At 56.8% G+C, this 26,109-nt stretch carries 23 protein-coding genes and 1 pseudogene; 13 read left to right on the top strand and 11 right to left on the bottom strand.

Annotated features, from left to right (window positions below; all coding sequences use genetic code 11):
* Positions 1 to 67: 67 nt before the first annotated feature.
* Positions 68 to 2,218, bottom strand: coding sequence for an elongation factor G (locus JAO29_RS15795; protein ID WP_334269211.1), 2,151 nt, complete (start codon positions 2,216 to 2,218; stop codon positions 68 to 70).
* Positions 2,219 to 2,680: 462 nt separating this feature from the next.
* Here JAO29_RS15795 and JAO29_RS15790 point away from each other — a divergent pair, with 462 nt between their 5' ends.
* Positions 2,681 to 3,607, top strand: coding sequence for a LysR substrate-binding domain-containing protein (locus JAO29_RS15790; protein WP_334269210.1), 927 nt, complete (start codon positions 2,681 to 2,683; stop codon positions 3,605 to 3,607).
* A gap of 93 nt (positions 3,608 to 3,700) precedes the next feature.
* The gene (locus JAO29_RS15785; RefSeq protein WP_334269209.1) at positions 3,701 to 4,633 is read left to right on the top strand and encodes a YeiH family protein; all 933 of its coding nucleotides are present in this window, start codon (positions 3,701 to 3,703) and stop codon (positions 4,631 to 4,633) included.
* A gap of 83 nt (positions 4,634 to 4,716) precedes the next feature.
* On the opposite strand, the gene JAO29_RS15780 is transcribed toward JAO29_RS15785, so the two are convergent.
* Positions 4,717 to 5,223 (bottom strand): MerR family transcriptional regulator, encoded by a 507-nt coding sequence (locus JAO29_RS15780; RefSeq protein ID WP_334269208.1) that lies wholly within the window; start codon positions 5,221 to 5,223, stop codon positions 4,717 to 4,719.
* A gap of 312 nt (positions 5,224 to 5,535) precedes the next feature.
* Here JAO29_RS15780 and JAO29_RS15775 point away from each other — a divergent pair, with 312 nt between their 5' ends.
* The 5 genes from JAO29_RS15775 (at position 5,536) to JAO29_RS15755 (ending at position 9,767) form a co-directional block, all read left to right on the top strand.
* Positions 5,536 to 6,105, top strand: coding sequence for a hypothetical protein (locus JAO29_RS15775; protein ID WP_334269207.1), 570 nt, complete (start codon positions 5,536 to 5,538; stop codon positions 6,103 to 6,105).
* A 255-nt stretch (positions 6,106 to 6,360) separates the two neighbouring features.
* Complete coding sequence (locus JAO29_RS15770) at positions 6,361 to 6,819, top strand: hypothetical protein (RefSeq protein ID WP_334269206.1); 459 nt, start codon at positions 6,361 to 6,363, stop codon at positions 6,817 to 6,819.
* A gap of 58 nt (positions 6,820 to 6,877) precedes the next feature.
* Positions 6,878 to 7,453: a bifunctional pyr operon transcriptional regulator/uracil phosphoribosyltransferase PyrR gene (gene pyrR / locus JAO29_RS15765; protein ID WP_334269205.1), complete on the top strand. Its 576-nt coding sequence runs from the start codon at positions 6,878 to 6,880 to the stop codon at positions 7,451 to 7,453.
* 8 nt (positions 7,454 to 7,461) lie between these two features.
* Positions 7,462 to 8,466 carry an aspartate carbamoyltransferase catalytic subunit gene (locus JAO29_RS15760; protein ID WP_334269204.1) on the top strand — a complete coding sequence of 335 codons (1,005 nt, stop codon included), beginning with the start codon at positions 7,462 to 7,464 and terminating at the stop codon, positions 8,464 to 8,466.
* Positions 8,463 to 9,767, top strand: coding sequence for a dihydroorotase (locus JAO29_RS15755; protein WP_334269203.1), 1,305 nt, complete (start codon positions 8,463 to 8,465; stop codon positions 9,765 to 9,767). The genes JAO29_RS15760 and JAO29_RS15755 overlap by 4 nt, the downstream gene beginning before the upstream one ends.
* A 6-nt stretch (positions 9,768 to 9,773) precedes the next feature.
* On the opposite strand, the gene JAO29_RS15750 is transcribed toward JAO29_RS15755, so the two are convergent.
* Entirely contained in the window at positions 9,774 to 10,163 is a 390-nt protein-coding gene (locus JAO29_RS15750; RefSeq protein WP_334269202.1) for a TOBE domain-containing protein, read from the bottom strand.
* Positions 10,164 to 10,329: 166 nt separating this feature from the next.
* Here JAO29_RS15750 and JAO29_RS15745 point away from each other — a divergent pair, with 166 nt between their 5' ends.
* A complete protein-coding gene (locus tag JAO29_RS15745; RefSeq protein ID WP_334269201.1) occupies positions 10,330 to 13,707 on the top strand; it encodes a TonB-dependent receptor in 3,378 nt (1,125 codons plus the stop codon).
* 20 nt (positions 13,708 to 13,727) lie between these two features.
* Here JAO29_RS15745 and JAO29_RS15740 read toward each other — a convergent pair whose 3' ends face one another.
* Positions 13,728 to 14,285 carry a hypothetical protein gene (locus JAO29_RS15740; protein ID WP_334269200.1) on the bottom strand — a complete coding sequence of 186 codons (558 nt, stop codon included), beginning with the start codon at positions 14,283 to 14,285 and terminating at the stop codon, positions 13,728 to 13,730.
* A 289-nt stretch (positions 14,286 to 14,574) separates the two neighbouring features.
* A complete protein-coding gene (locus JAO29_RS15735; RefSeq protein WP_334269199.1) occupies positions 14,575 to 15,798 on the bottom strand; it encodes a glycine C-acetyltransferase in 1,224 nt (407 codons plus the stop codon).
* 135 nt (positions 15,799 to 15,933) lie between these two features.
* On the opposite strand from JAO29_RS15735, the gene JAO29_RS15730 reads away from it, so the two are divergent.
* The gene (locus JAO29_RS15730; protein ID WP_334269198.1) at positions 15,934 to 16,875 is read left to right on the top strand and encodes a hypothetical protein; all 942 of its coding nucleotides are present in this window, start codon (positions 15,934 to 15,936) and stop codon (positions 16,873 to 16,875) included.
* A 65-nt stretch (positions 16,876 to 16,940) separates the two neighbouring features.
* Here the strand turns inward: JAO29_RS15730 and JAO29_RS15725 are convergent, their stop codons facing one another.
* From JAO29_RS15725 to JAO29_RS15705, 5 genes are all read right to left on the bottom strand, one after another.
* Positions 16,941 to 19,532: a glycoside hydrolase family 31 protein gene (locus JAO29_RS15725; protein ID WP_334269197.1), complete on the bottom strand. Its 2,592-nt coding sequence runs from the start codon at positions 19,530 to 19,532 to the stop codon at positions 16,941 to 16,943.
* Between the two features lie 24 nt (positions 19,533 to 19,556).
* Positions 19,557 to 19,772, bottom strand: a complete 216-nt coding sequence (gene iscX / locus JAO29_RS15720; protein WP_334269196.1) for a Fe-S cluster assembly protein IscX — start codon at positions 19,770 to 19,772, stop codon at positions 19,557 to 19,559.
* A 12-nt stretch (positions 19,773 to 19,784) separates the two neighbouring features.
* Positions 19,785 to 20,216, bottom strand: coding sequence for a 2Fe-2S iron-sulfur cluster-binding protein (locus JAO29_RS15715; protein WP_334269195.1), 432 nt, complete (start codon positions 20,214 to 20,216; stop codon positions 19,785 to 19,787).
* 2 nt (positions 20,217 to 20,218) lie between these two features.
* Positions 20,219 to 22,216 (bottom strand): Fe-S protein assembly chaperone HscA, encoded by a 1,998-nt coding sequence (gene hscA, locus JAO29_RS15710; RefSeq protein WP_334269194.1) that lies wholly within the window; start codon positions 22,214 to 22,216, stop codon positions 20,219 to 20,221.
* Between the two features lie 187 nt (positions 22,217 to 22,403).
* Positions 22,404 to 23,099, bottom strand: coding sequence for a TetR/AcrR family transcriptional regulator (locus tag JAO29_RS15705; RefSeq protein ID WP_334269193.1), 696 nt, complete (start codon positions 23,097 to 23,099; stop codon positions 22,404 to 22,406).
* 142 nt (positions 23,100 to 23,241) lie between these two features.
* Here JAO29_RS15705 and JAO29_RS15700 point away from each other — a divergent pair, with 142 nt between their 5' ends.
* From JAO29_RS15700 to JAO29_RS15690, 4 genes and pseudogenes are all read left to right on the top strand, one after another.
* Positions 23,242 to 23,676, top strand: a complete 435-nt coding sequence (locus tag JAO29_RS15700) for an ester cyclase (RefSeq protein WP_334269192.1) — start codon at positions 23,242 to 23,244, stop codon at positions 23,674 to 23,676.
* Positions 23,677 to 23,700: 24 nt separating this feature from the next.
* Positions 23,701 to 23,844 (top strand): annotated as a pseudogene (locus JAO29_RS23575) (NAD(P)H-binding protein); the annotation flags it as partial.
* Positions 23,789 to 24,331, top strand: coding sequence for an NAD(P)-dependent oxidoreductase (locus JAO29_RS15695; RefSeq protein ID WP_334269191.1), 543 nt, complete (start codon positions 23,789 to 23,791; stop codon positions 24,329 to 24,331). The pseudogene JAO29_RS23575 and the gene JAO29_RS15695, both read left to right, overlap by 56 nt.
* 221 nt (positions 24,332 to 24,552) lie before the next feature.
* Complete coding sequence (locus tag JAO29_RS15690; RefSeq protein WP_334269190.1) at positions 24,553 to 25,035, top strand: DinB family protein; 483 nt, start codon at positions 24,553 to 24,555, stop codon at positions 25,033 to 25,035.
* A 113-nt stretch (positions 25,036 to 25,148) separates the two neighbouring features.
* Here the strand turns inward: JAO29_RS15690 and JAO29_RS15685 are convergent, their stop codons facing one another.
* On the bottom strand, positions 25,149 to 25,739 hold the full coding sequence (locus JAO29_RS15685) for a helix-hairpin-helix domain-containing protein (protein WP_334269189.1): 591 nt from the start codon (positions 25,737 to 25,739) through the stop codon (positions 25,149 to 25,151).
* Positions 25,740 to 26,109: the final 370 nt, after the last annotated feature.

Here is a 26,109-nt window from a genome sequence, read left to right as displayed (position 1 = left end):
TCGCCGAATTTCGAAAGCTATAGTCAAGATTCCGCGTAATTTTTGATGGTAGCGGCTTCCTTGCATGCTAATTGTCCAGATCTGTTGGCCTGCGGCAGTTTGCCACAACCTTTTCAGTCATCTGCTGCGGAACAATATCGTAGTGATCCATATCCATTCGGAAGCTGCCCCGACCCTGGGTAATGGCGGTAAGAGCCGCGCCGTAGTTCAACATCTCAGACATCGGCACCTCAGCGCGGATTAAAGTTCCTGCACCTGCGCTCTCCATCCCCTGTACTCGGCCACGGCGACCATTGAGGTCGGCGATCAAGGCTCCGGCGAATTCGTCGGGTCCCTCGATCTCGGCTCGCACCACTGGTTCCAGAAGAGCCGGTTTAGCCTGCTCCATGCATTTTCGAAATGCAAGGTGGGCGGCTAGCTTGAACGACATCTCGCTTGAGTCTACGTCGTGATAGCTTCCATCGAACAACGTCACCCTAAAGTCCACCACCGGATAGCCTGCAAGGAAACCGCGCGCTGCAGACTCATAGATGCCCTTCTCTACCGCGGGGATGAACTGCCTGGGTATTGAGCCACCAAAGATACTGTTGACGAATACGATGCCGCTGCCGCGGGGCAAAGGCTCTATCCGTATGTGGCAATCGCCAAATTGCCCGTGGCCTCCTGTCTGTTTCTTGTGTCTTCCTTGCGCCTCGCTGTGACCACGGATCGTCTCGCGGTAAGGGATCTTTGGTGCCTTGAGAGTGACCTCTGTGTGATATCGCTTCTTTAGCTTCGAAACTATCGTCTCGATGTGTGTCTGCCCAGCCCCTGCTACCAGGAACTCTCCTGTAGCTGGGTCGCGGAAGAATCGGACCATCAGGTCCTCTTCCATGAGCTTGTGCAGCGCGGGAGCCAATTTATCTTCATCTCCCCTGGATTTTGGTTCGATCGCGTAAGTCATGATCGGCTCTGGCGTCGCGACCGGCTCGAAGAATATCTCGTGCGCCTTATCTCCAAGCGTGTCTCCGCTGAGCGTGGAACGCAGCTTGGGGACGGCGCCCAAATCGCCCGCGTGTAATTCCTGAATCTCGGTCGGGCGGCGCCCCTGCATCACCGATAGATGCAGCAACCGTTCCATCTCATGCCGCGTAAAGTTCTCGACTGCCGTGTCGTTCTTTGCTATCCCACTGACAACTTTGAAGAACGAGATACGCCCGGCAAAGGGGTCTGTCATTGTCTTGTACACATAAAGGGCCAGCGGCTCACTATCGGCAATGTGCCGCATCACGATCTCTTCCTGGGCGAAGCCGTGGTTCATCTCACCGTTTTCATGGATCCCGGATGCAAGACTGGTAGCACGCGCTGCGATCGGTTCACGTTCTACTGCTGCCGGAGCATATTGCTTCAGGAAATCCAGCAGATGATCCGTGCCGATATTTCTCAGACCGCTGGTGTATAGCACCGGGAAGATCCTGTCCTCCCGCATTGCCTCATGGAGCGCATTTGTCAGATGTTCTTCCGGGATCGTCCCCACCCGAAAGAACTCCTCCATTAATTCATCTTTCCCTTCGGCAACCAGTTCCACGAGCTCCTCATGGGCCTTCCGGGCATCCTCTTCCAGGGACGGCGGTATCGATCCCGGCTCGCCTCTCCCATTGCCTCCAGATTCGTACAGGTAAGACTGCATCGTGATTAGATCCACAACTCCGTGGAAACCCTTCTCGTCGAGGATAGGCAGCTCAACTGGAACTACCTGACGCCCCCATTTTGTCTGCATCGCCTCAACTAATTGCTTTCGACCCATTCTGCTATCGGCTTTTGGATGATCTACCTGATTTACAACAATGGCGCGCGGGAGTGCGACCTCCATCGCGTAATGCCACACACGGTCCGTCATGGTCTCAATGCCCGAGCATGCGTTGACGACGACAAGAGCAGATTCAGCCGGCATCATAGCTGCGCGTGCCTCGTGAACAAACATGTGAAATCCCGGCGTGTCGATCAGATTAACTTTGACACCGCTCCACTCAGCGAACGCCACTGCATTCGACATCGTTGTCTGCCTGGCCACTTCTTCTTCGTCATAGGCTGTAACAGCTGAACCGTCCTCGACACGTCCAAGCTCTGGGGTCATCTTTGCCACATGCAGCATCGCCGCAATCAATGATGTCTTCCCACAATGCGCATGCCCGACAACTGCAACGTTGCGAATCTCACTTCCCGCATACACCTTCATAGGAACCCCTTCGTATCCGGCTACGTTGTGCAAAAGATGTTGGAACCACCACCTCCACTGACAGGGCAGCCCGGGCGGGACTACACAGCACAGGAAACTTTAGTTGGCGGCAATGCTCAGCCTGCATCGGAGATTGAATTTTTACTGACATCGTCGGTCTGCCTTCCATATCCACCCCGGAGGCACCTACTTCTGCTCGTTCACATCGCGTTGCGCAAAGCCTTAGTGCATCTCGCCGGCAAAGACAACCACTCTCACACCGCCTGGACGGTTGTCGCCCCAGCGAAAGGGGGATGCTATCACAGTCCTCGCTTATGCCGTCAATGTCCTTCACCCTCAAAACGCGCTGTTTTTATGATGAGTTCATTCTCTGCTGGGCGCGATGCCCGCTAGTCCGCTACGGCAAGACGCCCTCCTACACTTATCCTTTAGAAACGAACTGTCTACACCTCTGGAGAATAGATGGAGAACTTCCGACTGAAGGTCTTTCGTACAGTGGCCGAAGTGATGAGCTTCCGCAAGGCGGCAGAAGTCCTCCACCTGAGCCAGCCTGCAGTAAGTCAGCAGATACGAACCCTCGAACAGGAAGCCGGAGTGCAGCTCTTCGACAGAGCTGGCGGAAATGCTCGCGGTACGCAGATAGCCCTGACTGAGGCTGGCCGCATTCTGCTGCAATATGCTCAGCGCGTGGCGGCACTGATGGCTGAGGCTGAAGGTGCAATTGCTGCTCTGAATCACGAGATCTCTGGAGAGCTCAAGCTGGGAGCCTCCACCACGATTGCACAGTACCTTCTGCCGCGAATCCTTGGAGCCTTTCTCAAGCAATATCCCCACGTGCGGCTTTCACTGATCAGTGGCAACACGGAACAAATAGCTGAAGCTGCAGCATCCGGACGAGTGGCGCTCGGAATGATTGAGGGTCCAGCCATGCGGCGCGATCTCAAGACCGAACTCATGGCGCCAGACGAGTTGGTTTTGGTCGTGAACCCTACACATGAGTGGGCGCAACGGAAAGCACCGATCCCTCCTGCAGAACTTGTTACCGTCCCCCTGCTCATGCGGGAACGCGGTTCAGGCTCCCGCAGGGTAGTCGAGCGGGCTCTCAAAGCTCTCGGGACATCACTCAAGACCCTGGAGATCGCCATGGAACTGGACTCGACCGAAGCAATTCTTTCAGCCGTCGAAGCAGGTCTTGGAGTTGGATTCGTGTCCCGCTGGGCTGTAAGGAGATCCGTACGTCTGGGAACGCTACGCGTCGTACAAGTCGCAGATCTCAAAATCATGCGAGAGTTTCGTTTTGCATGGGCTGCAGGGGTGGAGCTCACCGGGCCCGTAGCCGCCTTCCAACCGTTCGCAAAGGCGGCCGCGGCTCCACATAGTGGATCGTAAAGATCCTACGATTGGTAGCGATAGATTTTAATTATCACCAATAGAAAACGAAGTCTCGACCCGGCAATAGAAAAGACCGAGCCTAAAGAGGCAATGGTTAAGAACATCTTCTTTATCGGCATTATTCTGGCAGCCAGCGGTGTTGTGGGACCACCCTTCTCGCTCGCCTTGGGATTAGCTTTCGGGCTGACCGTCAAACACCCCTATCATTTCGAGAGCCAGCAACTCTCAAGGTTCCTCCTTCAGGCCGCGGTGGTCTGCCTCGGGTTTGGCATGAATCTGGGTGAAGTGGCTCATGCGGGTCGAGCAGGATTCACCTACACTGCAATCAGTATTACCTTCGCCCTTAGCCTTGGGCTCCTTCTCGGCAGATTGCTCGGGGTAGAAAAAACTCAGTCCTTGCTCATAAGTGCAGGAACTGCAATCTGCGGAGGAAGTGCCGTCGCCGCGCTGGGGCCGGTCCTCGATGCCAACGAGGAAGAGATGGCAGTCTCTCTGGGTACAGTCTTTGTTCTCAACTCCGTCGCTCTTTTGCTCTTTCCTCTTATCGGATGGAGTCTACACATGTCTCAGACGCAGTTCGGGCTGTGGGCTGCTCTTGCCATTCACGACACCAGTTCTGTCGTCGGTGCCGGAGCGAAGTACGGGCCGGTAGCTCTGGCGGTTGGAACGACGGTGAAGCTCGCCCGCGCATTGTGGATCGTGCCATTAGCCGTTGCAACAGCGGGTCTGCGGAAGAGCAGGGCACGCATACAGTTACCGTGGTTCATCTTTCTGTTTTGCGTGGCAGCGGTCGTAGCGACGTACCTACCTCAGCATCTGCCGTCAACTGCTGCTGCATTCCAGGACCTGAATCGCTTAGGCCGTTCCGGATTGACGGTCGTGCTATTCCTGATCGGGACGGGGATCTCACGCAGCACTTTGCGCCAGGTAGGTCTTCGGCCTATGCTTCAGGGCATCGCCCTCTGGGTTGTTGTTGCAAGCGCCTCTCTCTGGGCAATCCACGCCGGCTGGATCGCACTATGAGAACGCCACCCCTCCAGCGATCACTGAGATGGCGATCCTGGCGCAAATTCTGTCTCTATAGTTGCTTCCGCCTCACCGAGAGCCTACAGCTCTGTTTCGGGATGGAATAGGTCTTCGCTGGGACTCGCGTGACGCGAAGTAGAGATGCGGGGAGAGCGAATGCTCTGGACTGCAGGGCGGGCTGGAGACCGGGACAGAAACGCAAGCAGCTCCCGCATCTCTTTCTGCAGCCGGCGAAGCTGTTGCGTGGAGGCGTCGGCCCGTCCACCCTCTATGTCCAGTGCGAGTTGCGGAGCCCTTTGCTTCTGCTCAGTTTTAAGGAACTGGCGCGCGCCGGAGATCGTGTAACCCTCGTCATACAGCAGAGACTTGATGTGCAGCACGGTCTCAACGTCGCGTCGGCGGTACAGCCTCTGGCCGGTTCCCCCCTTATGTGGCTTCAACTGCGGGAACTCACTCTCCCAGAAACGAAGAACATAAGCAGGTACGTCACAGAGCCGGGAGACTTCCCCGATACGGAAGTACAACTTGTCCGGAATCTCGGCCCCGGAAGATGACGTTTTGCTTCGGATTGTCTGGTGCTGCGTCATGCTAGCGCTCCAGAAGACGAACTCCTGCCCGCTCTAAGTATAGGACAGCACAGGTATCTTAACCATAAGATTTCATTTCCTGATCCGCTTTCGAGGGCCCTTCCTGTATCCTCCCCTTGTCTCGAAGCACCGCAGATCTTCCAGATCGAACCCGAGATCATGTCTTCTCCATAATTGCGTTCCCGGCCATCGCGTCATGCAGATCGTGTGGGCTGAGGAACTTCGCAAAGCCACACAGCGTATGGTTCTTGAGGAAAGGCAGACAGACAAGCGATGAGCCCAAAACGAGTAAGTGTTGGAGGGGCGATTCTCATGACGGCCCTCATGTGCGGATGCCGTATAGCAACGGATGAGCATGGCGACAATAAGAACGTGAAAGTCGCCACGCCCTTCGGGGGGCTAGAGGTAAAGACCAGCGACAAGCAAGAGATCGCCGGAATGGGACTTCCGATCTATCCAGGCGCCCAGCTTGTGAAGAAGGACAAGAATAACGGATCGGCTGACGTTAACCTCAGTTTTGGCAGGTTTCAGCTACGGGTAAAAGCGGCTAGCTACAGAACTCCTGATTCTCCTGAAAAAGTATCTGACTTCTATCGGAACGCCATGAAAAGGTACGGAACGGTAATCCAATGCAATCATGACAAAGCCGTAGGAGAGCCGACCGAAACGGATCAAGGATTGACCTGCTCGGACGGAGACAATAAACACGTTGAGACCGACACGGACGCAAGTGGCAAGACCGAGTTCAAAGTCGGATCGAAACAACATCAACGAATCGTCGCAATCGACTCTGAGAACTCCGGAACCAAGTTCGGCCTGGTCGTGCTGGACCTTCCAGGCAATCTTTCGGTCGGCGGCGCGGATCCCGATCAGCGTCAATAAGCTGGGTCGCGGCTTGCAGCAGGATTGTGGCTGGGATAGTTTGGACTTATGCAAGCGTTTTGCCATCGATGCGAGGAAGAGCTAGCTTCTGGCGAAGACGCCTCCCCATTTTGTCCCCATTGCGGAGCTCCCCAGATCTACCTGTCTGAGGGAGCGGAAGCCGAGGGAGGAGTTCCGGAAAACTCTACAGGCGCCCTCCCTCCACCCCATCCCCAGCAAATTGACTGGAAGACAGCGGTTCTGTGTGCCCTCCTGGTGGCACTTGTCGCGGGCGCTCTCAGCGTGGCGTCGACCCGGATTCCGGGCTTCTCCTTCGTCAGTTGGCTCTGGACCGTCAGCGCCTCTGTGGTCGCCCTCAGCATCTATCAACGCAGACGTCCCCAGGCACGCATGGACGCCGGCGTTGGTGCCAGGATTGGGGTTCTGGTGGGACTTACTCTGATCGCCTCCATCGGAGTCTCCATGGCGATTGCCGGGTTGGTCGCTCGTTTTGGCCTGCACAATATGGGAGCCTTCGACGCCGAGCTTCATGCCCAGATAGAAAAAGCCGCTGCCGCCAATCCGCAATCGGCCGAGATCATGCGGTACATCAACTCTCCTGAATTCAAAGCGGGCATCATGCTGGCAGGCTTCTCCATGCTGGCAGGACTGGTTGTATTTATGTCTACCATCGGGGGAGCAATCGGCGGCTTGCTGCGAACCCGCAGGAGCTAGGTCAACGGTCGGCGATCGAACAGGAGCCGGGCTCCCTGATATCATCAGCGGGAAGCCTATGAGTGCAGATCTGGAAATCGGCAAACCGAAGATTCGAGAAAAAGGCCGCTTGATGTCGGCCTCGGAGATTGAGCGAACCCTGGTGCGCCTGGCGCACGAGATCGTCGAAAAGAACAATGGCGGCGACAATCTGGGGCTCGTAGGGATCAAACGTCGCGGCGTTCCGCTGGCTCAGCGTCTGGCGGCGATGATTGAAAAGATTGAAAAGCATGCCATCGACAGCGGCGTCCTCGATATCAGTTTCTATCGTGACGATCTGTCCACCAGTGGACCGCGGCCTACCGTCGCGCCGGGATCCATCGGCTTCGACGTAACCGGTCGCGACATTGTTCTGGTAGATGATGTTCTCTACACCGGCCGCACGATCCGCGCCGCACTCGATGCACTTTTTGACCACGGTCGCCCTAAGAGCGTGCAATTGCTCACGCTTATCGACCGGGGTCACCGGGAACTTCCCATCGAAGCGACCTACACCGGTCGTTCCATCCCAACCTCGAGCCGCGAGATCATCGAAGTTAAGCTGAATGAGGTTGACGGACAGGAACAGGTGCTTCTCGTTGAGCGGGTGGACTGATCCAACCAATGCCAAGAGCAACACAGACGACCGCACTTCAATCGAAATATGCTCGAGGCTCCCTGCTGAGTGTGAATCATCTCTCAGTAGCGGAAGTATCAGCAATTCTTTCAGAGACTGCAAGAGTCGCCGCCCTTAGTTCCGCCGAGCGCACCTGTATCCTGCGGGGTCGTACAATTGCACTTCTCTTCTACGAATCGAGCACGAGAACTCGCACCTCATTTGAACTGGCTGCGAAATCCCTTGGCGCGACGACTACCCTCGTCAGCGACAAATCCTCGTCCATCGAGAAGGGTGAGAGCCTCAAAGATACCGGCCTCACCTTACGTGCCTTGGGAGCCGAGTCCATTATCCTTCGGCACTCAGCCTCCGGTGCTCCATTTGTATTGGCGCGCGAGACGGGTCTACCCGTCCTGAACGCCGGTGATGGGATGCACGAGCATCCCTCTCAGGCTTTACTCGACCTTCGCACCATCCTTACTCGTCTCCATGGCGCTAATCGCGCCGAATCGGTTACAGAGCATTCTCTCGCTGGAATCACCGTCACGATAACTGGAGATATCTTCCACAGCAGGGTAGCGCGATCGAACGCCATGCTCCTGCCAAGACTCGGAGCACGTGTTTTGCTCTGTGGCCCTCCAGGGCTTCTCCCCGAGGAGGCACGCGATCTTGGGCCCGGAATCGAGATTGAACGCGACTTCGATCGAGCGTTGGCAGAGTCTCAGGTCGTAATGATGCTTCGGATTCAGAAGGAACGCCTCGCAGGCATGGAACTTGATCTCAGCCACTACATTCAGAGTTATCAATTGAACAGTGGAAGGCTTACAACCGCTGCACCTTCCGCTGTGGTCCTCCATCCCGGTCCCATGATTCGGGGCCTGGAGATCTCAGACGAAGTGGCGGACGGGCGTAACTCTGCCATTGAAGAACAGGTAGCGCACGGCTTCGCCGTCCGTTCAGCATTACTCATCCGAGCCCTGGGGGCAGGGAGCTTCGAAGGTGTGACTGCATGAGCGATATTCTTATCCTCAACGGGCGCCTGATCGACCCCTCCAACCAGATCGATGCTCCTCGGGATCTTCTCCTCCGGAATGGCAGAGTCGTTGCCATCGAAACGCCAGGAGCGCTTGGTAGCGTCGAGGTCGCCCAGACCATTGATGCCAGTGGATTAATTGTTGCCCCCGGTCTGGTTGATATTCACGTACACCTGCGCGAGCCGGGGCAAACCTACAAAGAAACCATCGCGACAGGCACAGCGGCGGCGGCTGCCGGTGGTTACACCTCCGTCGTAGCTATGCCCAACACCCTTCCAGTAAACGACACGGTTGCAAAGCTGGAGTGGATGCTCGACGCTCAGCGAGGTTCGCTTGTAAAGCTCTTCGCAATGCCTGCGGCGACGGTAGGCAGTATGGGTGAGAAGCTTACGGACTTCGAAGCCCTCCGCCAAGCAGGTGCCGTCGGCTTCACCGATGACGGTAAACCGATACTCGAAGATGAGATGATGCACGCCGCGCTCATCGCTGCGGCGCGAGCCGAGGTCCCGGTCTCGCAGCATGCGGAGGATACCCGGCTGACGGGCGGCTGCAGCATGAATGCCGGGTCGATGGCATTCCGCCTCGGTCTTCGCGGTATGCCGGTCGAGGCCGAAGCACGCATCGTCGAGCGCGACATACAGCTTCTGCGTGACATAGAGCGGACAGAGGGTCTACGGCCGCACCTTCACGTACAACATGTGTCAACCGCACGTGCCATTCACGCGATTCGACTTGCTAAGCGCGAAGACCTTCACGTCACCTGCGAAATCGCACCGCATCACTTCGCTCTCAATGAAGAGGCCGTCGGCGACTACGATACCCATACCAAGATGAATCCACCTCTACGCTCTGAACTTGATCGAATTAAGATGATCGAGGCGTTACTGGATGGAACCGCCGACTGCATCGCCACAGATCATGCTCCGCACGCGGCTTTCGAGAAAAAGCAGGAGTTTGAGCGCGCACCCAATGGCATCACAGGACTGGAGACGGCTCTTGGCCTCGCGCTGCGTGTCCTCCACCGGGAGAACAGCCTTCCTCTGCCGCGCATTGTCGATCTGATGAGCACTGCTCCTGCCCGAATCGTCTCGCTGGCTGGACGCGGAACACTGGGTCCAGATCACTTCGCCGACATCGTGATCTTCGACGCTGGCACAGAGTGGACGTTCACCGCGGAAGCTTCCCGATCGAAGTCTCGAAACACTCCGTTCGATGGCTCCCCGATGCTCGGCCAGGTTCGCTACACCATCTGCGAAGGCAAGATCGTCTATCAGGCATAAGTAAAGCTAGACCCGAGTAATCATCACCTCGGTCGACTTCATAAGAGCCGCTGCCGTCTCTCCCTTGCGAAGCTTCATCTCGCGAACAGCATCGGCAGTAATGATGGAGGTTATCTGCTGATCTCCTATCGCAAGCACCACCTTCGCCAGCAGGCCTTCGACCTTTACCTCGATAATCGTTCCCACCAGTTGATTCCGGCCGCTCACCTTTTGAAAGCGATCGCGCTTCTCTTTCGCCTCCGGACGGCTCTTCAGAAAAGCAGCCAGGGCGGTGCGTGGGATCAGGTGATGTCCGCCGGGGGTCTTGACGCTGGTCAGCTTTCCCGTAAGAATCCACTGTTTGATAGTTGGATAGCTCAGGCCAAGCTCCACTGCGGCTTCACGAGGCTTCAGCAATGAGTCCGGGTTAGGAATATGACACCTCGAATCGTACAGATCGGCTACGCCACTTAGAAGTGTAGCGTGGCAGACCGAGAACAGCAGCCTTTATCTCCATCTCCATCTCCATCTCCATCTCCCGCAATCGCATATTTTCGTATAACAATTATCGTATATTTTCGTTATGCGACTTTTTCCCCGATGTCTCCTTTCGCTCGGCCTGCTCTTGCCCCTGATCGCTACCAGCCTTCTGGCGCAAAGTGGCAGCGGTGACATCGCGGGTTCCATTACGGATAAAAGTGGAGCTGTCGTAAGCAATGCCAGTATCGCTATCTCCTCGCAGGCCGCCGCCGGAGTGAGCGTAACGACCGAAAGCACCTCCTCTGGAAACTACGCAGTCGCATCGCTGCGTCCAGGAGTCTACACCGTACGAGTAACCGCTCCCGGATTTGTAACCCTTGTCCGCTCCGGGGTGGAGATCCAGACCGGCCAGCGAGAACGCCTTGACCTGACCCTGCAGCCAGGCGCTAGCGACGAAGTCGTAAACGTCAATGCCGATGCGTCGCTTCTGACGACAGAATCAGGTGCTCTGACGACGGTTATCGGAAGCACAAGCATCACCGCACTTCCGCTCAATGGGCGCAATGTCATCTCGCTGACAACTCTTATTCCTGGAGTGTCGCTCCCTCCCGGCACCCTTCTCCCTCGTATCAACGGCGGCCGCCCTCGCACGAACGAGTATCTCTACGATGGTGTCTCTGCACTCCAGCCGGAACCGGGCCAGGTTGCATTCTTTCCCATCATCGACGACATAGACGAGTTCGCAATCATGTCCAGTGGTATCTCGGCGGAGTTTGGCCGCTTCAACGGAGGCGTCGTCAACCTGACCACCAAAGCTGGCACCAGTGCCTTGCATGGAGAAATCTACGACTTTCTCCGCAACGAGGTACTGAACGCAAGGAACTACTTCACTCCCGCGACATCGCGCAAACCTCTCTTCCGCCGCAACCAGTACGGCGCCGCCCTTGGGGGCCCGTTACTTCCGCGCCACCTCTTCTTCTTCACCGATTACCAGGGAACCAATCAGGCCGTAGGAGTGGTCCGCACCAGCACCGTACCTACACTTGCCCAACGAGGACATCCAGACGCAAACGGCAATCCTACAGCCGGCTTCAACTTCGGACCTACGCACATCTACGACCCCTCCTCTACGGTATCCAGCGGATCGAGCTTTTCTCGCACCGAATTTCCGAACGACACCATCCCCATCAACCGTGCCGACTCCGCCGCTCTCGCTCTACTCGCCCGCTACCCCTTACCTACCAGCTCCGCCGCTACGAACAACTACGTTCGTATCGGCAACGACGTCGACCATCAGAATCAGTTCGACATCCGGCTCGATGCAGAGCTGACTGCAAACGACCACGCCTTCGCCCGCTACACCTACTTCCACGACGTGGAGCAGCCAGTCACGCCCTTACCGGATGGCAGCGGAGTCATCAGCGGAACCATCCTGTCGACGGGCAATGTCACAGGCTTATCCCGAACTCTCGGCCAGCAGTATGTCGCAAACGAGATTCACAGCTTCAACCCCCGTACCTTCAATGAAGCCCGGTTTGGCTATACACGTCGTGCCCTAAGCCGCGCAGGTGCATCCGTTGCAGGAACGGCTTCCGAAGCGCTCGGCATCCCGGGCCTGCCTTCCAACGCGGCCTTCAATAATGCACTGCCGATCTTTGCAATCGCAGGCATCACCCAACTTGGTTCTTCCTCCAGCACCTTCTCCAACTTCTCCACCAATGTCACGCAGGTCTTCGACATGGTGTCGCGGGTTCAGGGAAAACACGCCCTCAAAGCCGGAATCGATCTGCGCTGGGAACATCTGGATGCCGTACAGCCCCCCAATCCGACTGGAAACTTCGGGTTCTCAACACTGTTCACGAATCAGGCAGGAGTGACGAATTCCGGCAGTTCTCTCGCCAGCTTTCTGCTCGGACAGGTGAATAATTTTTCTATCGATCTACAGAACAGTACGATTCGGCCGCGAGCGCACATCGCGGAATTTTTCATCCAGGATGATTGGAAGGCAACTCCCGGTCTTACCGTTAACGCCGGTTTGCGATGGACCCTGAACTTTCCTTCGACCGAGGCACACGACCAGGGTGCCGTCTTCAATCTGGCGACGCAGCAGTACCAGTACCTCGGCAAGGCCGGTTTTCCGCGTTCTGCACGTGAGCTGCACTACGGCAACTTCGGTCCGCGGTTGGGCTTCAGCTACATGGTCACTCCAAAGACCGTCGTGCGGTCGAGCTACGGTTTGACGTTTATCGAGCAGACAGGCATCACAACGCCCTTCACAAACCCGCAGTTTCCGTTCCTTCAAACTGTCCAGCAAGCCACGCTTGACAGCATCCATCCAGCATTTGTGCTCTCGAGCGGTCCGTCGGTCGCACCCATTGCGCTCGATGCAAACGCAGGTCTCGGCCAAGGTGTATTCACGGTCAACCGGAAGCTTGGCTCCGGCTATGTGCAGCAATGGAACCTCGCGATCCAGCATGAGCTCACTCCCGACCTGACCGTTGAAATTGCATATACCGGCTCCGTCATCACTCGGGTCGGTATTCCCGACACGAACCTGAATCAGCTGACTGCAGACCAGCTTGCTCAGGGCTCCGCGTTGACGGAGACGACGGATAACCCCTTCTATGAGAAGATTCCCGCATCGTCTTCTATTGGAGGCAGAACTATCTCCGTAGCGCAGCTTATGAAGCCCTACCCGCGCTTCCTCACCGTATCTGCCTTCCGCAACAACACCGGACGGACTAACTACAACGCGGCCGAACTGAAGGTTCAAAAGCGCACAAGCTACGGTCTGACGGCGACGCTAAGCTACACACACTCGAAGCTTATGGACGATGCGTCTTCCGTATTCGACTCTTCCATCCTCACCGGGCCGGTCGCAAACTACCCTGTGGCGGACAGCTTCAATCCATCTCTCGAGCGCGACGTGTCGCTCGGCGATATGCCGAACGTCACGGTGGGATCCGCCGTCTACGCTATTCCCCTCGGCCAGGGTCACCGCTACGCATCTACCGGAGTTCTGTCCAGAGTATTGGGAGGATGGAATGTCAACGGTCTGGTTACCTTGCAGAGCGGAATGCCGTTCGCAATCATTCAGGCTACAAACTTCAACGCGTTTGCCGGCTTTGGAACCCAGCGACCGACCATCCAGGGCCCCGCCAACCTTCCCGCCGGCAAGAGAACCGTTGCTCACTTTATCAACACCGCAGCGTTCTCGATCACGCCACAGTTCAGACTGGGTAACGCATCTCGCGATCCTGCACGCGGACCAGCTTATCGAGATCTCGATCTCGGGCTTGTCAAAAACACCCACATCAGCGAGAGCGTAGTCCTCGAGCTGCGCGGCGAAGTCTTCAACGTGACCAACACGCCTGCCTTTGCCGAGCCCGCTGCGTCCGTGGGAACTGCGAACTTCGGCTCCATCACGGCTACAGCGGCAGACCCGCGTGTCGTTCAGGTGGCAGGCAAGTTACACTTTTGACGACTGCCGAACGACTCTTTCTATTGAGTATGGAAGATTTTACGATTGATATCGGGCCAGAACTCTTTGAAAGTAAAGTTCGCTGAGTCGATAATGCAGCTCGTCAGCCATCGCTGACCAACCTTCGTCCACGTCTGATATTTATCCGGGTAATAGAGAGTGGAGATTCCGGCGGCCGACCCTGTGCCGATGATCTCTGACGCGTTGAAGGTGTTGTTGCCGGCGTCGCTTCTCGTCACCAGAACGCGCGTTGCCGCGTAGAAAGCGCGCTTGCTGAGGCTACCATGACCTAGCGTGTAGAAGCGGTTGTCTTGCCGGAAGACCACAGGCCATACCCCGCTAACCATGAAGTTAGCATCTGCTGTATCCAGCAGCGTGTGATAGTAGTACCGTCCGTATCCCTCAGCTCCCTGATGGAATTCGGGATACGAGTTCGAAGCCATCGAGACTCCGGACTGAACGGCAGCGATCAGAAAGGAGGAATAGTCAAAGCTATTCTTCGCGGCGATGATGAACTTCTGCTTTGAAGTCTGTGGAGGAAGTTTGGTATCCGCTGAAACCGCGCTGAAGTTCGGCATGATCCCTAGAATGCGCGAAGTCTGTTTCGGCGCATCCGATGGTGGTGTACCGGACGTCGAGCTTTGTGCGGAGGTGGCCTGCGGAACTGATGCCGTAGGGGCATCTGGCAGAAGAGCGATATCGACCTGTTGGTTATCACTCTGTTTTATCTGTGCCAGCCCCCTTTGTTCACAACACGCGGGTAAGATCAGCGCAAATGCATAGGAAACAAGGAACACGTGGTTCGGGCGGAGAGAAAGGTGCATGATCATATAAGGCGCCCCAATTGGTTTAGTTTCGCTAATTTCCTTAGGAACCTAAATCTAGTCCCATCCTTCTGGCTACACTCGTCAGAATCTCCAGCGACTGATCAATCTGCTCGCGGGTATGCTCACTCGTCATGATGGTACGGATTCGAGCTTTTCCTTCTGGCACTGTGGGGAACGCAATTCCGGTTGCCATGAGACCGGCATCGAAGAGAGCACGCGAAAAATCCATGGCTGCCCTTCCATCACCGATGATGATAGGCGTAATCGGTGTCTCACTTGCCGGAGTCGTTCTCCCGCCTATATCGAAACCCGCTTTCCCAAGCTGCTCCTTGAAGTAGCGGGTATTCGACCACAGCCGTTCTATGCGTTCGGGCTCACTCTGGAGAATATCGAAGGCGGCGATGCAGGTCGCTGCAACCGACGGCGGGTGCGATGTGGAGAAGAGAAACGGTCGCGCGCGATGGTAGAGATATTCGATGAGATCTCTCGATCCGCATACGTATCCTCCCAAAGCTCCGATCGCCTTCGACAATGTTCCTACCTGCACGTCCACTCTGTCGGTGCAGTGAAAATGATCTACTGAGCCTCGCCCGTTCCGTCCCAGCACCCCCGATGCATGCGCATCATCCACCATCATCATGGCGCCATATCTGTCGGCCAGATCACACAGCTTGTCGACGGGACCAATGTCTCCGTCCATCGAAAACACGCCATCGGTAATGATTAGTTTGCGTCCAGGTTCACTCTGGACTTCTTTCAGCTTCTCTTCGCAATGGTCCACATCCTTATGCCGAAAGACCTTGATCTTCGCACGCGAAAGCCGTGCACCATCGATGATGCTGGCATGGTTCAATTCGTCGGAGATGATGAAATCCTCTTTACCGAGGAGGCTCGAAACGGTACCCGCATTCGCCGTAAACCCCGACTGGAAGACAACACAAGCCTCGACGCCTTTGAAAGCGGCGATCTTTTCTTCCAGTTCCAGGTGGATTCGCATTGTTCCCGCGATCGTGCGCACCGCTCCCGAACCGACGCCGTATCTCCGAATAGCATCGATGGCAGCTTCGCGAAGCTTCGGATGCTCGCAGAGGCCCAGGTAGTTATTGGACGCAAGATTGATGACGCGTCTCCCGTCATAGGTGCAGACCGGCCCCTGCTCATCGTCAAGAACCCGCAGCTTGAAGTAGGTTCCATGCTGCTTCAGCTCATTAAGTTGCTCGGTCAGATAGGCAAGTTGCGGTCTCATGGGTGCACCAGTGCTCATGGAGCTAATCCTAAACCTAACCCCTCAGGCAACCATCATTCTGGAAAATCACCCCCAAAGGGTCGTCGTTGTCTATCCTAGAAGTAGCTGGATCTCCCGATCTGGCGTCAGTATCAGATAGCGACTCTGAACGAAATGAGGCCCCGCAGCACGATGAACGGCAAGAAGCCCTCCCTTCAAGCACGCAGATTCCTCGCAGCAACTATTCTTTCCGCCGCAATTCTCACCGGATGTAAGTCCAAACAGGAAGAGGCTATCCAACAGGCAAGGAAACAAGCCGCGGCTACCGGCCAGGCGCAGCAGGTCGTATGGGTAGATAAGAACGGCAGCACAGTCACCACCACTGTCCAGCCGCCGCTGCCCGGCCAAACAGGTCAGCAGATCACGACGGTCGTTACCCCTGCTTCTCCCACACCGGCAAATACGCCTGCTATCGCTGGCGGACAGCCCGCGGTTACGCAGAGCCCCCAGAATGAAGCCGCGACTGCGGCCAATCAGCCTGAGAGTCTTTCCCAACCGGCTGCGGCCTCCGCTCCGGGCAATCTCGCGATCGTTCCGGCAGACGCACATATTCCTGCAGGAACGACGCTCGCCATCCGCATCAATCAGCACCTCAGCGCCAAAAGTAACCGGGCGGGGGATCACTTCGACGGCGAGTTGGCCGAAGCTGTCGCCGGTGATGACGGGCGCATCCTCCTTCCTCGAGGAACTCTCGTCGGAGGCATCGTGACTGCCGCACATAAACGCGGGCACTTCAAAGGTGCATCCATCCTGCAGCTTCGCCTCACCTCCATGACCCTCAATGGTGCTCGCTATTCTCTTGAAACAAATAGCCTGACCCGCACCAAAAAAGGGAAAGGCAAGCGCACAGCTGCATTTATCGGTGGAGGCAGCGGCCTCGGAATGCTCATCGGCGGTGTAGCAAGTGGCGGAACGGGTCTTCTGATCGGAGGTCTGGCCGGCGCAGGAGCTGGCACAGCGGCGGCCGGCCTAACAGGAAACCGCGACATCGATATTCCCTCTGAGTCTCTGATCCACTTCAAGCTCGCTGACACACTCGTCATTCGCCCATCCTGAGACAGCATCAACACACAAAAGCCCGGCCATCTCCCGGCTGGGCTTTCTCTTCCACTCAGCAGAGACTATTTCACAACCAGCTCGACACCTGTACCCGGATCAGGAAACGTGAAAGCAAACCGGCTGTCTCCTGAGGAGCTCTCCGCAACCGGCTTGTTGTTAGCCGTGGCCAGAGAGGCAGAAGATCGCCAGCCATATATCTCAACCCGAAGATCGTGCCACCATGGCTGGAAGCTCCCCTCATGACGACCAATATGGACATGCAGCTCGTTCCCGACCACCTCACAGGTCGAGCTCATGCGAAGAAACTGTCCGCTTCGAAATGCGAAAGATATCCCATCGTCAAGATAGACCTCTCCTCCGCACTTAGAAGCGGAGCCGTCTTCCGGGACATACACTCGCAGAGATAGTGGCCCCTCAGGTCTATCCTCCGTGCTCTGCACCAGGGGCTGGATCGGAAGGATGGCTCCCCCGCGCACATAGACGGGAAGCGTTTCAAGCGTGGGCGTCACCATCAGGGGTTTCGCCTCCGGTGGAGGTACCGTGATCTCTCTTGCCGCCTGTGTACGTTGCGTATCCGGCGGCGTCACCAGCTGTGGCTGCTCTGCATCACGACTCGACGTGCTCTTCACTCGAGCTGCCAGTTGGCCCGTCCAGTAGTCGTACCAGTCGCCCGGAGGAAGTTTTACCTCGTAGGGATCCAACTCATCCGGATAAGGAGATGGCGCCACCAGCAGATCAGGCCCGAAGAGGAACTCGCCTCCCGCATCCAGGTCCAGCGGATGCCCGTCTGGCGTCGCATTCGGGAAATCCAGAAACAGCGCTCTCACAATCGGCATTCCAGTCCGCGACATCTCTTCGGCAGCCGTATACAGATAAGGCATCAGACGGTAGCGTTCTTCGATGTAGTGCCGCCGTATCGACTCCTGCGAAATCCCGTGCGCCCAAGGCTCCTGATCTCCGCTCCCCTTCACCGTGTGGTCGCGGTCGATCGGCTGGAACGCCGCCAACTGAATCCACTTTGTCAGAAGGTCGGGCTGCGGAGTTCCCGCGAACCCGCCCACATCCGCTCCGCTCATCCCAAACCCCGACAGGCCAAGATTCTCAAGCATCGGTGTCGTCATTCGAAGATGATTCCAGGTCGACGAGTTATCGCCCGTCCACGTTGCTGAATATCGTTGTCCCCCTGCATAACTCGCTCTCGTCAACACAAACGGTCTCTCGTTTGGCTTCAGCTTTAGAAGCCCTTCATAGGTTGCGCGCGTATTCTCCATTCCAAAGACGTTGTGAATCTCGAGGTGCGTCGCGGTCCGTGACTTGAATCCAGGTTCGTCAATGCGGTGTTGAACCGTATCCGGCATCGTCTTCGTGGGAGTTTTGAAGACCGCAGGTTCGTTCATGTCATTCCAAAACCCCGCAATCCCATCCTTGTAGAAACCTTCATACAAGGTTCCCCACCACGCACGTGTCTGTGCTTGCGTGAAGTCTGGAAACACTGCCGGCCCCGGCCACACCGGTGCAACGTAAGTCGAGCCATCGGGATTCTTCACAAAGTGGTCGCCCGCCGCACCCGTATCGTAGGGCGCGTACCCTGCACCCGGAGGATGAGCGATATGCAGATCCGTGATCGCCACAACGTGAAAGTGTTCCTTTGCCAACTGCTGAATCATCGCTGCGAAATGCGGGAATCTGACCTCATCGACCGTGAAGGGCCGGTTCTCCCTTTGGTAATCGATATCCAGGTACAGCGCATCTGCCGGTATCGCATCCTCTCGCAGCCGAGCTGCGACAGCCAAAACCCGCGACTCAGGGTAGTAGCTATACCGCGACTGCTGGAATCCCAGGGTCCACAACGGCGGCAGCGGCGTCGGTCCAGTCAGCCACGCATACGTCTCGATAACCTTCCTTGGGGTTGGCCCATAGAAGAGGTAGTAATCGAGAGGGCCATCCGGTGCTCCAAAGGAGTATGCATTCGCCGACTCCTTTCCAAAATCGAAGCTCGACCGGAAGGTGTTATCGAACAACACACCCAGCGCGCGTCCTTCATTGAAGCTGATAAAGAATGGAATGCTCTTGTAGATCGGATCCGTCGACTCCTGGAATCCAAACGAATCCGTGTTCCAGTCCGTAAACGCCTGATTCCTTCGGTCCAGCGGTCCCGTCTTGTCGCCCAATCCAAAGAAATGCTCATCCGGCTGCATGCTCTTGTACAACCGGAAGCTCGAGCCGTGATACTCCACCGGGCGCACATCCTGTTGCAGCAGATGTCCCGCCAGGTCGGTCACACGCAGCATCCCGCTGCGGCGATCAAGCAAAACGCGCAGAACCGCCGTGTGGAAGCCGACAGCTTCGCGAGTTGAATCCTGTTCGACCTCGCTCCTGGCCGCGCGTGCGGTCGGCAATACTGCCCAGGAGGCATCCTCGGGCAGCATGTGGTTGCGCCCAGTCCGTATGCGAATCACATCTGGGCGCAGCGCAGTAATCTCAACCGCAGCACCGCTTATAGTCGCACTCACGCCATTTGCGAGCGCGCCCACTTTTTCTACATGGTTGAGAACAAGAGCATTGGAGTCCCGAGCACCGGTCTGCTGTGCTATTCCCGGGACACCCGTCAGCAGCGCAAGGCAGAGGATCGTCCTAAGCATGGCAAATACCATAGACCCTTTCGATCTTGGCTGTCCCTACTTCGCGTCTTCGTACTCCTCGTGCCAGGCCGTCTGAATCGCCTCGAGAATCCCCTCATTCGACTTCGAGGGGTCTCCAACAAATCCCGGCAATTCCGTCACATACTTGTGAAGATCCGTGAACCTCACCGTATATGGATCCGTCTCCGGGTACTTCTCCTGTAGTTGAATCCCAATCTCTTCCGAATCTGTCCAGTCAATCTCTCGCGGCATCCCTGTCTCCTGTCAGTCCTGTTTCACCGCTGCCGGCTTACCTTCCTGCACATAGTTCCGATTCCACTTGGGAATCTCAACGACATAGGTCCCCGGCTTTTCGATGACCGCCTGGCAGCCCAGGCGCGAGTTCAATTGCACATCGGCTGCTGTCTCCATGCGGTCCAGCTCTTTATCCTCAGGCTCACTGACTCCGTTCGCGCCTTCCTTCACCCACAGATGACACGTTGTGCACGCACAAACGCCGCCACATGCATGATCAAGAAAGATGCCGAAGTTTTCCGCCACGTCGAGAAATGACATCGGCTCGCCGTGTCCGTCATAGGGCAGCGAATCGAATGGAAACTCAACCGTTCTACCCTCCGGCTCAAACGTCACGCGAACCATTCCCTCACCCGCAGGCTTTGAAAGATCCACAACCTGGTCTTTATTGATCTCAATCATTCTTAGTCTTCCGTCGACTCTCCGGCCGTAGCCTCTTCCTTCACCGAGGCCTCAATCGCCTCTGCTTCCTGTTTCGCCTCAACTACCTGCGCCTTTGCAAACGGATGCGGCGCCGTCGGGCCCTGTCCCATGCTCTCACCTGCGGCTTCCATCGTCTTGCCTCCCAGAGCACCAGTTACGGCAGAATCCATCATCAGCTCCGCGAACCTTCGTGTCGCCTGATCGAGCCTTTCAATCGCGTTGCGAATGATCTTGTAGTCGCCGCCCGCGATGGAGGCCTTCAACTCGTCTTCGCCTTCTCGAATCTTGGTAATCTCATCTGCCGTCAGCTGCTGCCAGGCCTCGTGCTTCCGACCCTTCTCTACGGCGGCAAGAATCGTCTCAGCCTCATTCTTGGCCTCGATCCCTTGCCGGGCGCGAATGTCTTCTTCGGCATTGTCAAACGAAGAGAGGATCATCTCCTCCACCTGCTCGTCCGTCAGGCCGTAGGTAGGCTTCACTTCAACCTCAGCCTCTTTGCCGCTCCTCTGTTCGCGCGCACTCACATGCAGAATTCCGTTGGCGTCGATCAGAAACTTAACCTCGATACGCGGAAGTCCAGCCGTCATCGGAGGAATTCCCTTCAAATCGAAACGCGCGAGGGAACGGCAATCCTTTGCCAGCTCGCGCTCCCCCTGCACCACGTGGATTGCGACATTCGCCTGTCCATCGACGCCCGTCGTGAAGTGCTCGGTCGCACTTGCGGGAATCGTGGAGTTCCGTTGGATGATCTTCGCCACGACACCGCCGAGCGCCTCAATTCCAAGCGACAGAGGCGTCACATCCAGCAGCAGCAGATCCTCAGTGGCCTTTGATCCGCTTCCGCTCAGGATGTCGGCCTGCACCGCTGCGCCAAGCGCCACAACCTCATCCGGATTCAACTCCGTGTGCGGCTTCTTCCCTCGCCCACTCAGTCCGAAGACGTCGTCCACGAGCTTCCGCACTGCGGGAATTCGGGTCGAACCGCCCACAAGAACGATCTCGTCGATGGCAGAGGCTTCGAGTCCAGCATCCTTTAACGCCTGTCTGCAGGGGCCGGCCGTGCGAGCAATCACTCCTGCGATCAATCCTTCGAACTGCTCTCTCGTAATCTCGCGCAGATACTGCTTTCCACCCGGCAGCATAACGTTAAGCTGCGCCTTCTCAGCCTCCGACAGCTGGATCTTGGCTTCAATCACGGCCTTGCGGATCGCCTGGACGGCCTCGCCGTTGTTCCGAACATCCTCGCCAAGATCTCCCGCTATATCGTCGAGTGCAATCGCAATCAGCAGATTGTCGATGTCATCTCCCCCCAGATGAGTATCACCGCCCGTGGCGACCACCTCGAAGATCCCCTCGTGCAGCTTGAGGATGGAGATGTCGAAGGTTCCTCCTCCGAAGTCGTAAACGGCAATCAATCCGTCCTTATTCTTCTGCAATCCATAAGCGAGAGCGGCCGCGGTCGGCTCGTTGACCAGTCGCAAAACCTCCAGCCCCGCGATCCTGCCTGCATCCTTTGTGGCCTGCCGCTGTGCATCGTTGAAGTATGCCGGGACGGTGATCACGGCTTTTGTTACAGGAGCCTGAAAGAAACGCTCTGCGTTCTTCTTCAGCTGAGTCAGCACATAAGCCGAGATCTCGGGTGGAGTAACGACCCTGTTGCCGACCTTCAGCTTCAAGACCTCATCTGCCTTCAGATCGTCTGCCAGACGAAACGGGAACAGCTTAAGCTCGTCCTGGACGTCTTCAACTCCGCGCCCCATCAGCCGCTTGGCCGAATACACCACGCTGCTGGCATCGTTCAAAAGCGAAGTCCGTGCAGCGTTTCCAACCACCACTCCATCAGCTGTCATCGCGACGACCGAGGGAACCAGACGAGCTCCGTCCTCCCCGGGAATCACAGCCGGCAAGTCGCCCTGCATGTAGGCCACGAGAGAGTTGGTCGTACCCAGGTCGATTCCTACTACGCGCTCATCTGCCATCAACAATCCTTACCTTTGCATGCTCTTTATCGGCGCTCTCCCGCGGGGAAAGCCACGGATCACGTCAGTTTCGATCGCGGAAATGAACGACCGGGAGAGATCTATTCGACCGTGCAGCTTGAACTCTGCTCCGCTATCTCTTCTATTCTCCTACAAGTATCAGCCCTTGCTCTTCGGAGACCGCCCGTCAGTTGGATGCCCTATCACTTGGGGCCGATGCCAGCTTTGGCTCTTCACCGACCAACTCTCTCCGCAAGGCTTCGGTCAGCCACGCCTCGTATTCGTCCGCCGTCCAGCCACGTTCCCGGACGAGCATCCGAAAGATCTCCCGGCTCGTCATCGCCCACATCACACCCCGGGCAGCCTCCGGGCTCAGGCCTTCTCGCAACAGGTTCTCGCGCTCCAATGCCTGAACAACCATCAATTGAGAGTCATACCTCTGGCAATTGCGCTCATCCTCCACCGCTGCCAGCTCTGGTGCCACCATTCCTGCCCCCCGCAGTAAATTCTCCACCGGAAGCTCTGCCTCATAGATCCGCCGCGCGAACCGGGGTGGAAACGCAAGTAGCTCCATCGGATCCGTCACCTGCCGAGCATTGGTAAGCAAGGCCTGAAATCCATCCCCGAAGCGAGCCTCATCCAGAAGCTCCGAAACAATCCCCTTCTTGGATCCGAAGATGGCATAGACCGTTGGGACGGCTACCCCGGCCGCTTTCGCCACCGCCGGAATGGTCATGCCCGCGTACCCAGTCTCCTCGAGCAGCCGCCGGGCAGCCGTTGCAATCCTCTTTCGCGTCTCGTCTGCCTGGCGCTGCCGGGCCGGTGAATCATAGACACGCTTCTCGGTTGCAGTCCGTCTTCCGGAACCATTCTTTGTGGCCATCTTCAATAATCCTGCCCTTTTGACAGTATAGATTTATATTAGATATATGTTATTATATTGAATACTCGAGGCTATATCGTTTCGCCTTTCAACTGGCTAGTACTTGCAAATCCAGTCGAACGCCTCACCCAAAGGAGCTTTCATGTCATCAACAGGGAACCAGTTAGCTATGATCCATCGCTTTTATGAGGAATGCCTGAATCAGCACAACTCTGGCATTCTCCCGGAACTCTTCACTCCCGATGCGATCCTGCATGCTCCCAACGGCGATGCGAACGGTCTGGCTGCGATTCAGCAGACGGTCGAGCGCGTCCATGCCATGTTCCCGGACCACCATTTCGTCGTCGAGGACGCCCTCGTCTGCGGCGACAAGGGGGCGGCACGCTGGTCCATGACCGCCATCAATACAGCTCCCCTCGGCGGAATCCCTCCCACAGGCAAACAGATCACCCAGAATGCCATCGTCTTTTGCTGCTTCAAGGACGAAAAGATTGCCGAATACTGGGTTCAGCTGGACCAGCTGGGAGTGTTTCGACAGTTAGGCGTGCCGGTGCCCCGCGCCGCCGCAAACCGCTAACCATCAAAATCGCGTTTACCGGTTATGGAGGAAATAGACATGCGACTCACGATTTTGGGAGCAACCGGCGGAATAGGCCGCCTTCTCCTCCCACTCGCTCTCGAACACGGACATGAAATCACGGCATTTGCGCGCAGCCCTGAGAAGATTCGCCAGAGCAGCCCGCGTCTTCGCGTCCTTGGAGGCAGCCTGTTCGACCGGAACGAGCTGGCGGAGGCGATCCGGGGGGGCCGACGCCGTGCTCTCGGCCTTCGGTCCGACGACGCTTCGTCGTACCCACCTGAGGCGGGACTTCGGCAGGACCCTGGTTCAGGCGATGCGCTCCTCCGGTGTCGATCGCCTCATCCACGTCTCGACCGCCTTCCTCTTCGGGGAGGGCGGGCTAGTCTTCGCCCTGATGTCGAACACTCTCTTCCGGAACGTGACCAAGGATCACAGCGACGGAGAACAGGAGATGAGGCAGCCGGACCTGGCCTGGACGATGCTTCGGCCACCGCGCCTGCTCGACGGACCCGCAACCGGCAAGGCGCGTGTCCTCGCTGGTCATCTGCCGAAGGGGGCATTCACCATCTCGCGAGCCGACGTTGCCTCCTTCATGCTGCAGGAGGCTGAGAGTCCCCGTTACGTACGGCAAGTAGTGGGATTAAGCAACTGAATACGGTTACTGAGAGCTCCGGCAGGCGAGTTTTCTCTCGAGGATCGGAGCAGTCGGGGGGATAAAGTTCGCTGGAGAGGAGGGAGGGGATCAGGACGGACCCCCTCTTCAACGGACTATAGCAATAGCTGTAAACGCCGGTCGTCATGCAGCGACAGAAAGCTTACGATCTTATGACACATGGCCGGGGACAGCGCTCCTGCCCCGTGGTACCGTCTAGCATGGAGCTTAATCCATACGCGAAATTCCTCGGAAACCAGGACCCTATCCCGGTGATTACCGTCACCGTGGAACGGATTCGTGGGTTGATCGACGCACTTTCTCCGGCACAAACCGATCGCAATGTGGCCCCCGGCAAATGGAGTATCCGAGAGATTATTGCCCACCTTGCAGACTGTGAACTGGTCTTTGCCGTTCGCCTGCGCCAGACTCTCGCCGAAGCACATTACATAATCCAGCCCTTCGATCAGAACACGTGGGCCCAGCGTTACGGCGCTTATGATCTGCCCTCTGCGCTGACGCTCTTCGCAGCAGTTCGAAACTGGAATCTGAAGTTCCTCACCACAGTCACGGCTGACGATCGTCATCATCCCACGACTCATCCCGAACGGGGAACAATGACGCTATGGACGATCGTCGAGACGATGGCAGGTCACGACATTAATCACCTTCAACAGATCGAGCGACTGGCAGGTGAGGTCTAAAGGCGTCCCACGTGCCGACCGAGCACGAAAGCCAACAGTCAAAGGTGCCGCCAGCGATGCGATGGGCTCCATCTCTGGAGCCCATCGTCATGCAGTTCGATTTGGAGTTCTGACTATTCGAAGGTCATGCGATTCTTTCTTGATGCGACATCCATGCCATTGAGATCCGGAACCTTCTGGAGATCTTCTATCGATTTGAAATTCCCATTCTTTGTACGATAGGCGACGATATCTGCCGCCTGCTTGGTGGAGAAGCCAAGCTGCTTTTCGAGATCGTCTGCCGTCGCCTTGTTCATGTTTACCTTCGACGTCACCTGAGGGAAGTTTTTCACCAGGTATTCGAGAATGTCGGTGTACTCCTCATCTGATGCCGTGGCGCCCAGGCCTGCCATCTTGGTGATGGTATCTTCCCATCCCTGACGGCTCTGTCCGTTTGCGATGACATTGGTTGGGGAGTGGCACTTACCACAGACCCTGACGACGGTCTGTTTCCCCTGTCCCTCGGGGAGCTGAGGATACTGGTCCGCCTTGCCCTGCGACTGGGCTGCGGGAGCCGACTGTGCGGGAGCCCCGAGAAAGGGAGGGGAGGCCAATGCAGCTGATGATGCCAGGATCAGTCCGCCGCCAACTATGAGGGTCCCGATCCAGACCGCACGTGAAGAGTGCCATGCCGATTTGTTCTGTTTGACCATGTCTTTATTCAACTGCACCTGCTATCAGATTTGATCATGCTCTTGGTTATGACGTGGCTGGAGCAGTTCTGATCCTCCTCTCCAGCGGGTTTCTTAGTTCTTAGACGCGTTTCCACGTCGAAGCGAAACGGTACATGCTTCAGGTGGATCATTCTATCGAAGCCACTAAGGGTTCGCCTTGACCGACTGCCTGTTGGTCCAGCGTCCAAGCTCCCTCAGACAGCCAAATTCGCGAGTGGCCCATGAGACAAATTCAACGCATGAGACGTCTCATTTTCAGAAGGATGCTACGGAAGCCGTGGAAGACCTGTCAAGAGGTGGGCTGGCGAGGTGCAAAGATGGAACTTCTGCGGATTGGGAGACAGGGGCCGCTAACGTCTTC

This window comes from Edaphobacter sp. HDX4 (genome assembly GCF_036877565.1).
Lineage (GTDB): Bacteria > Acidobacteriota > Terriglobia > Terriglobales > Acidobacteriaceae > Edaphobacter.
This window is presented reverse-complemented; position numbering and strand designations above follow the sequence as displayed.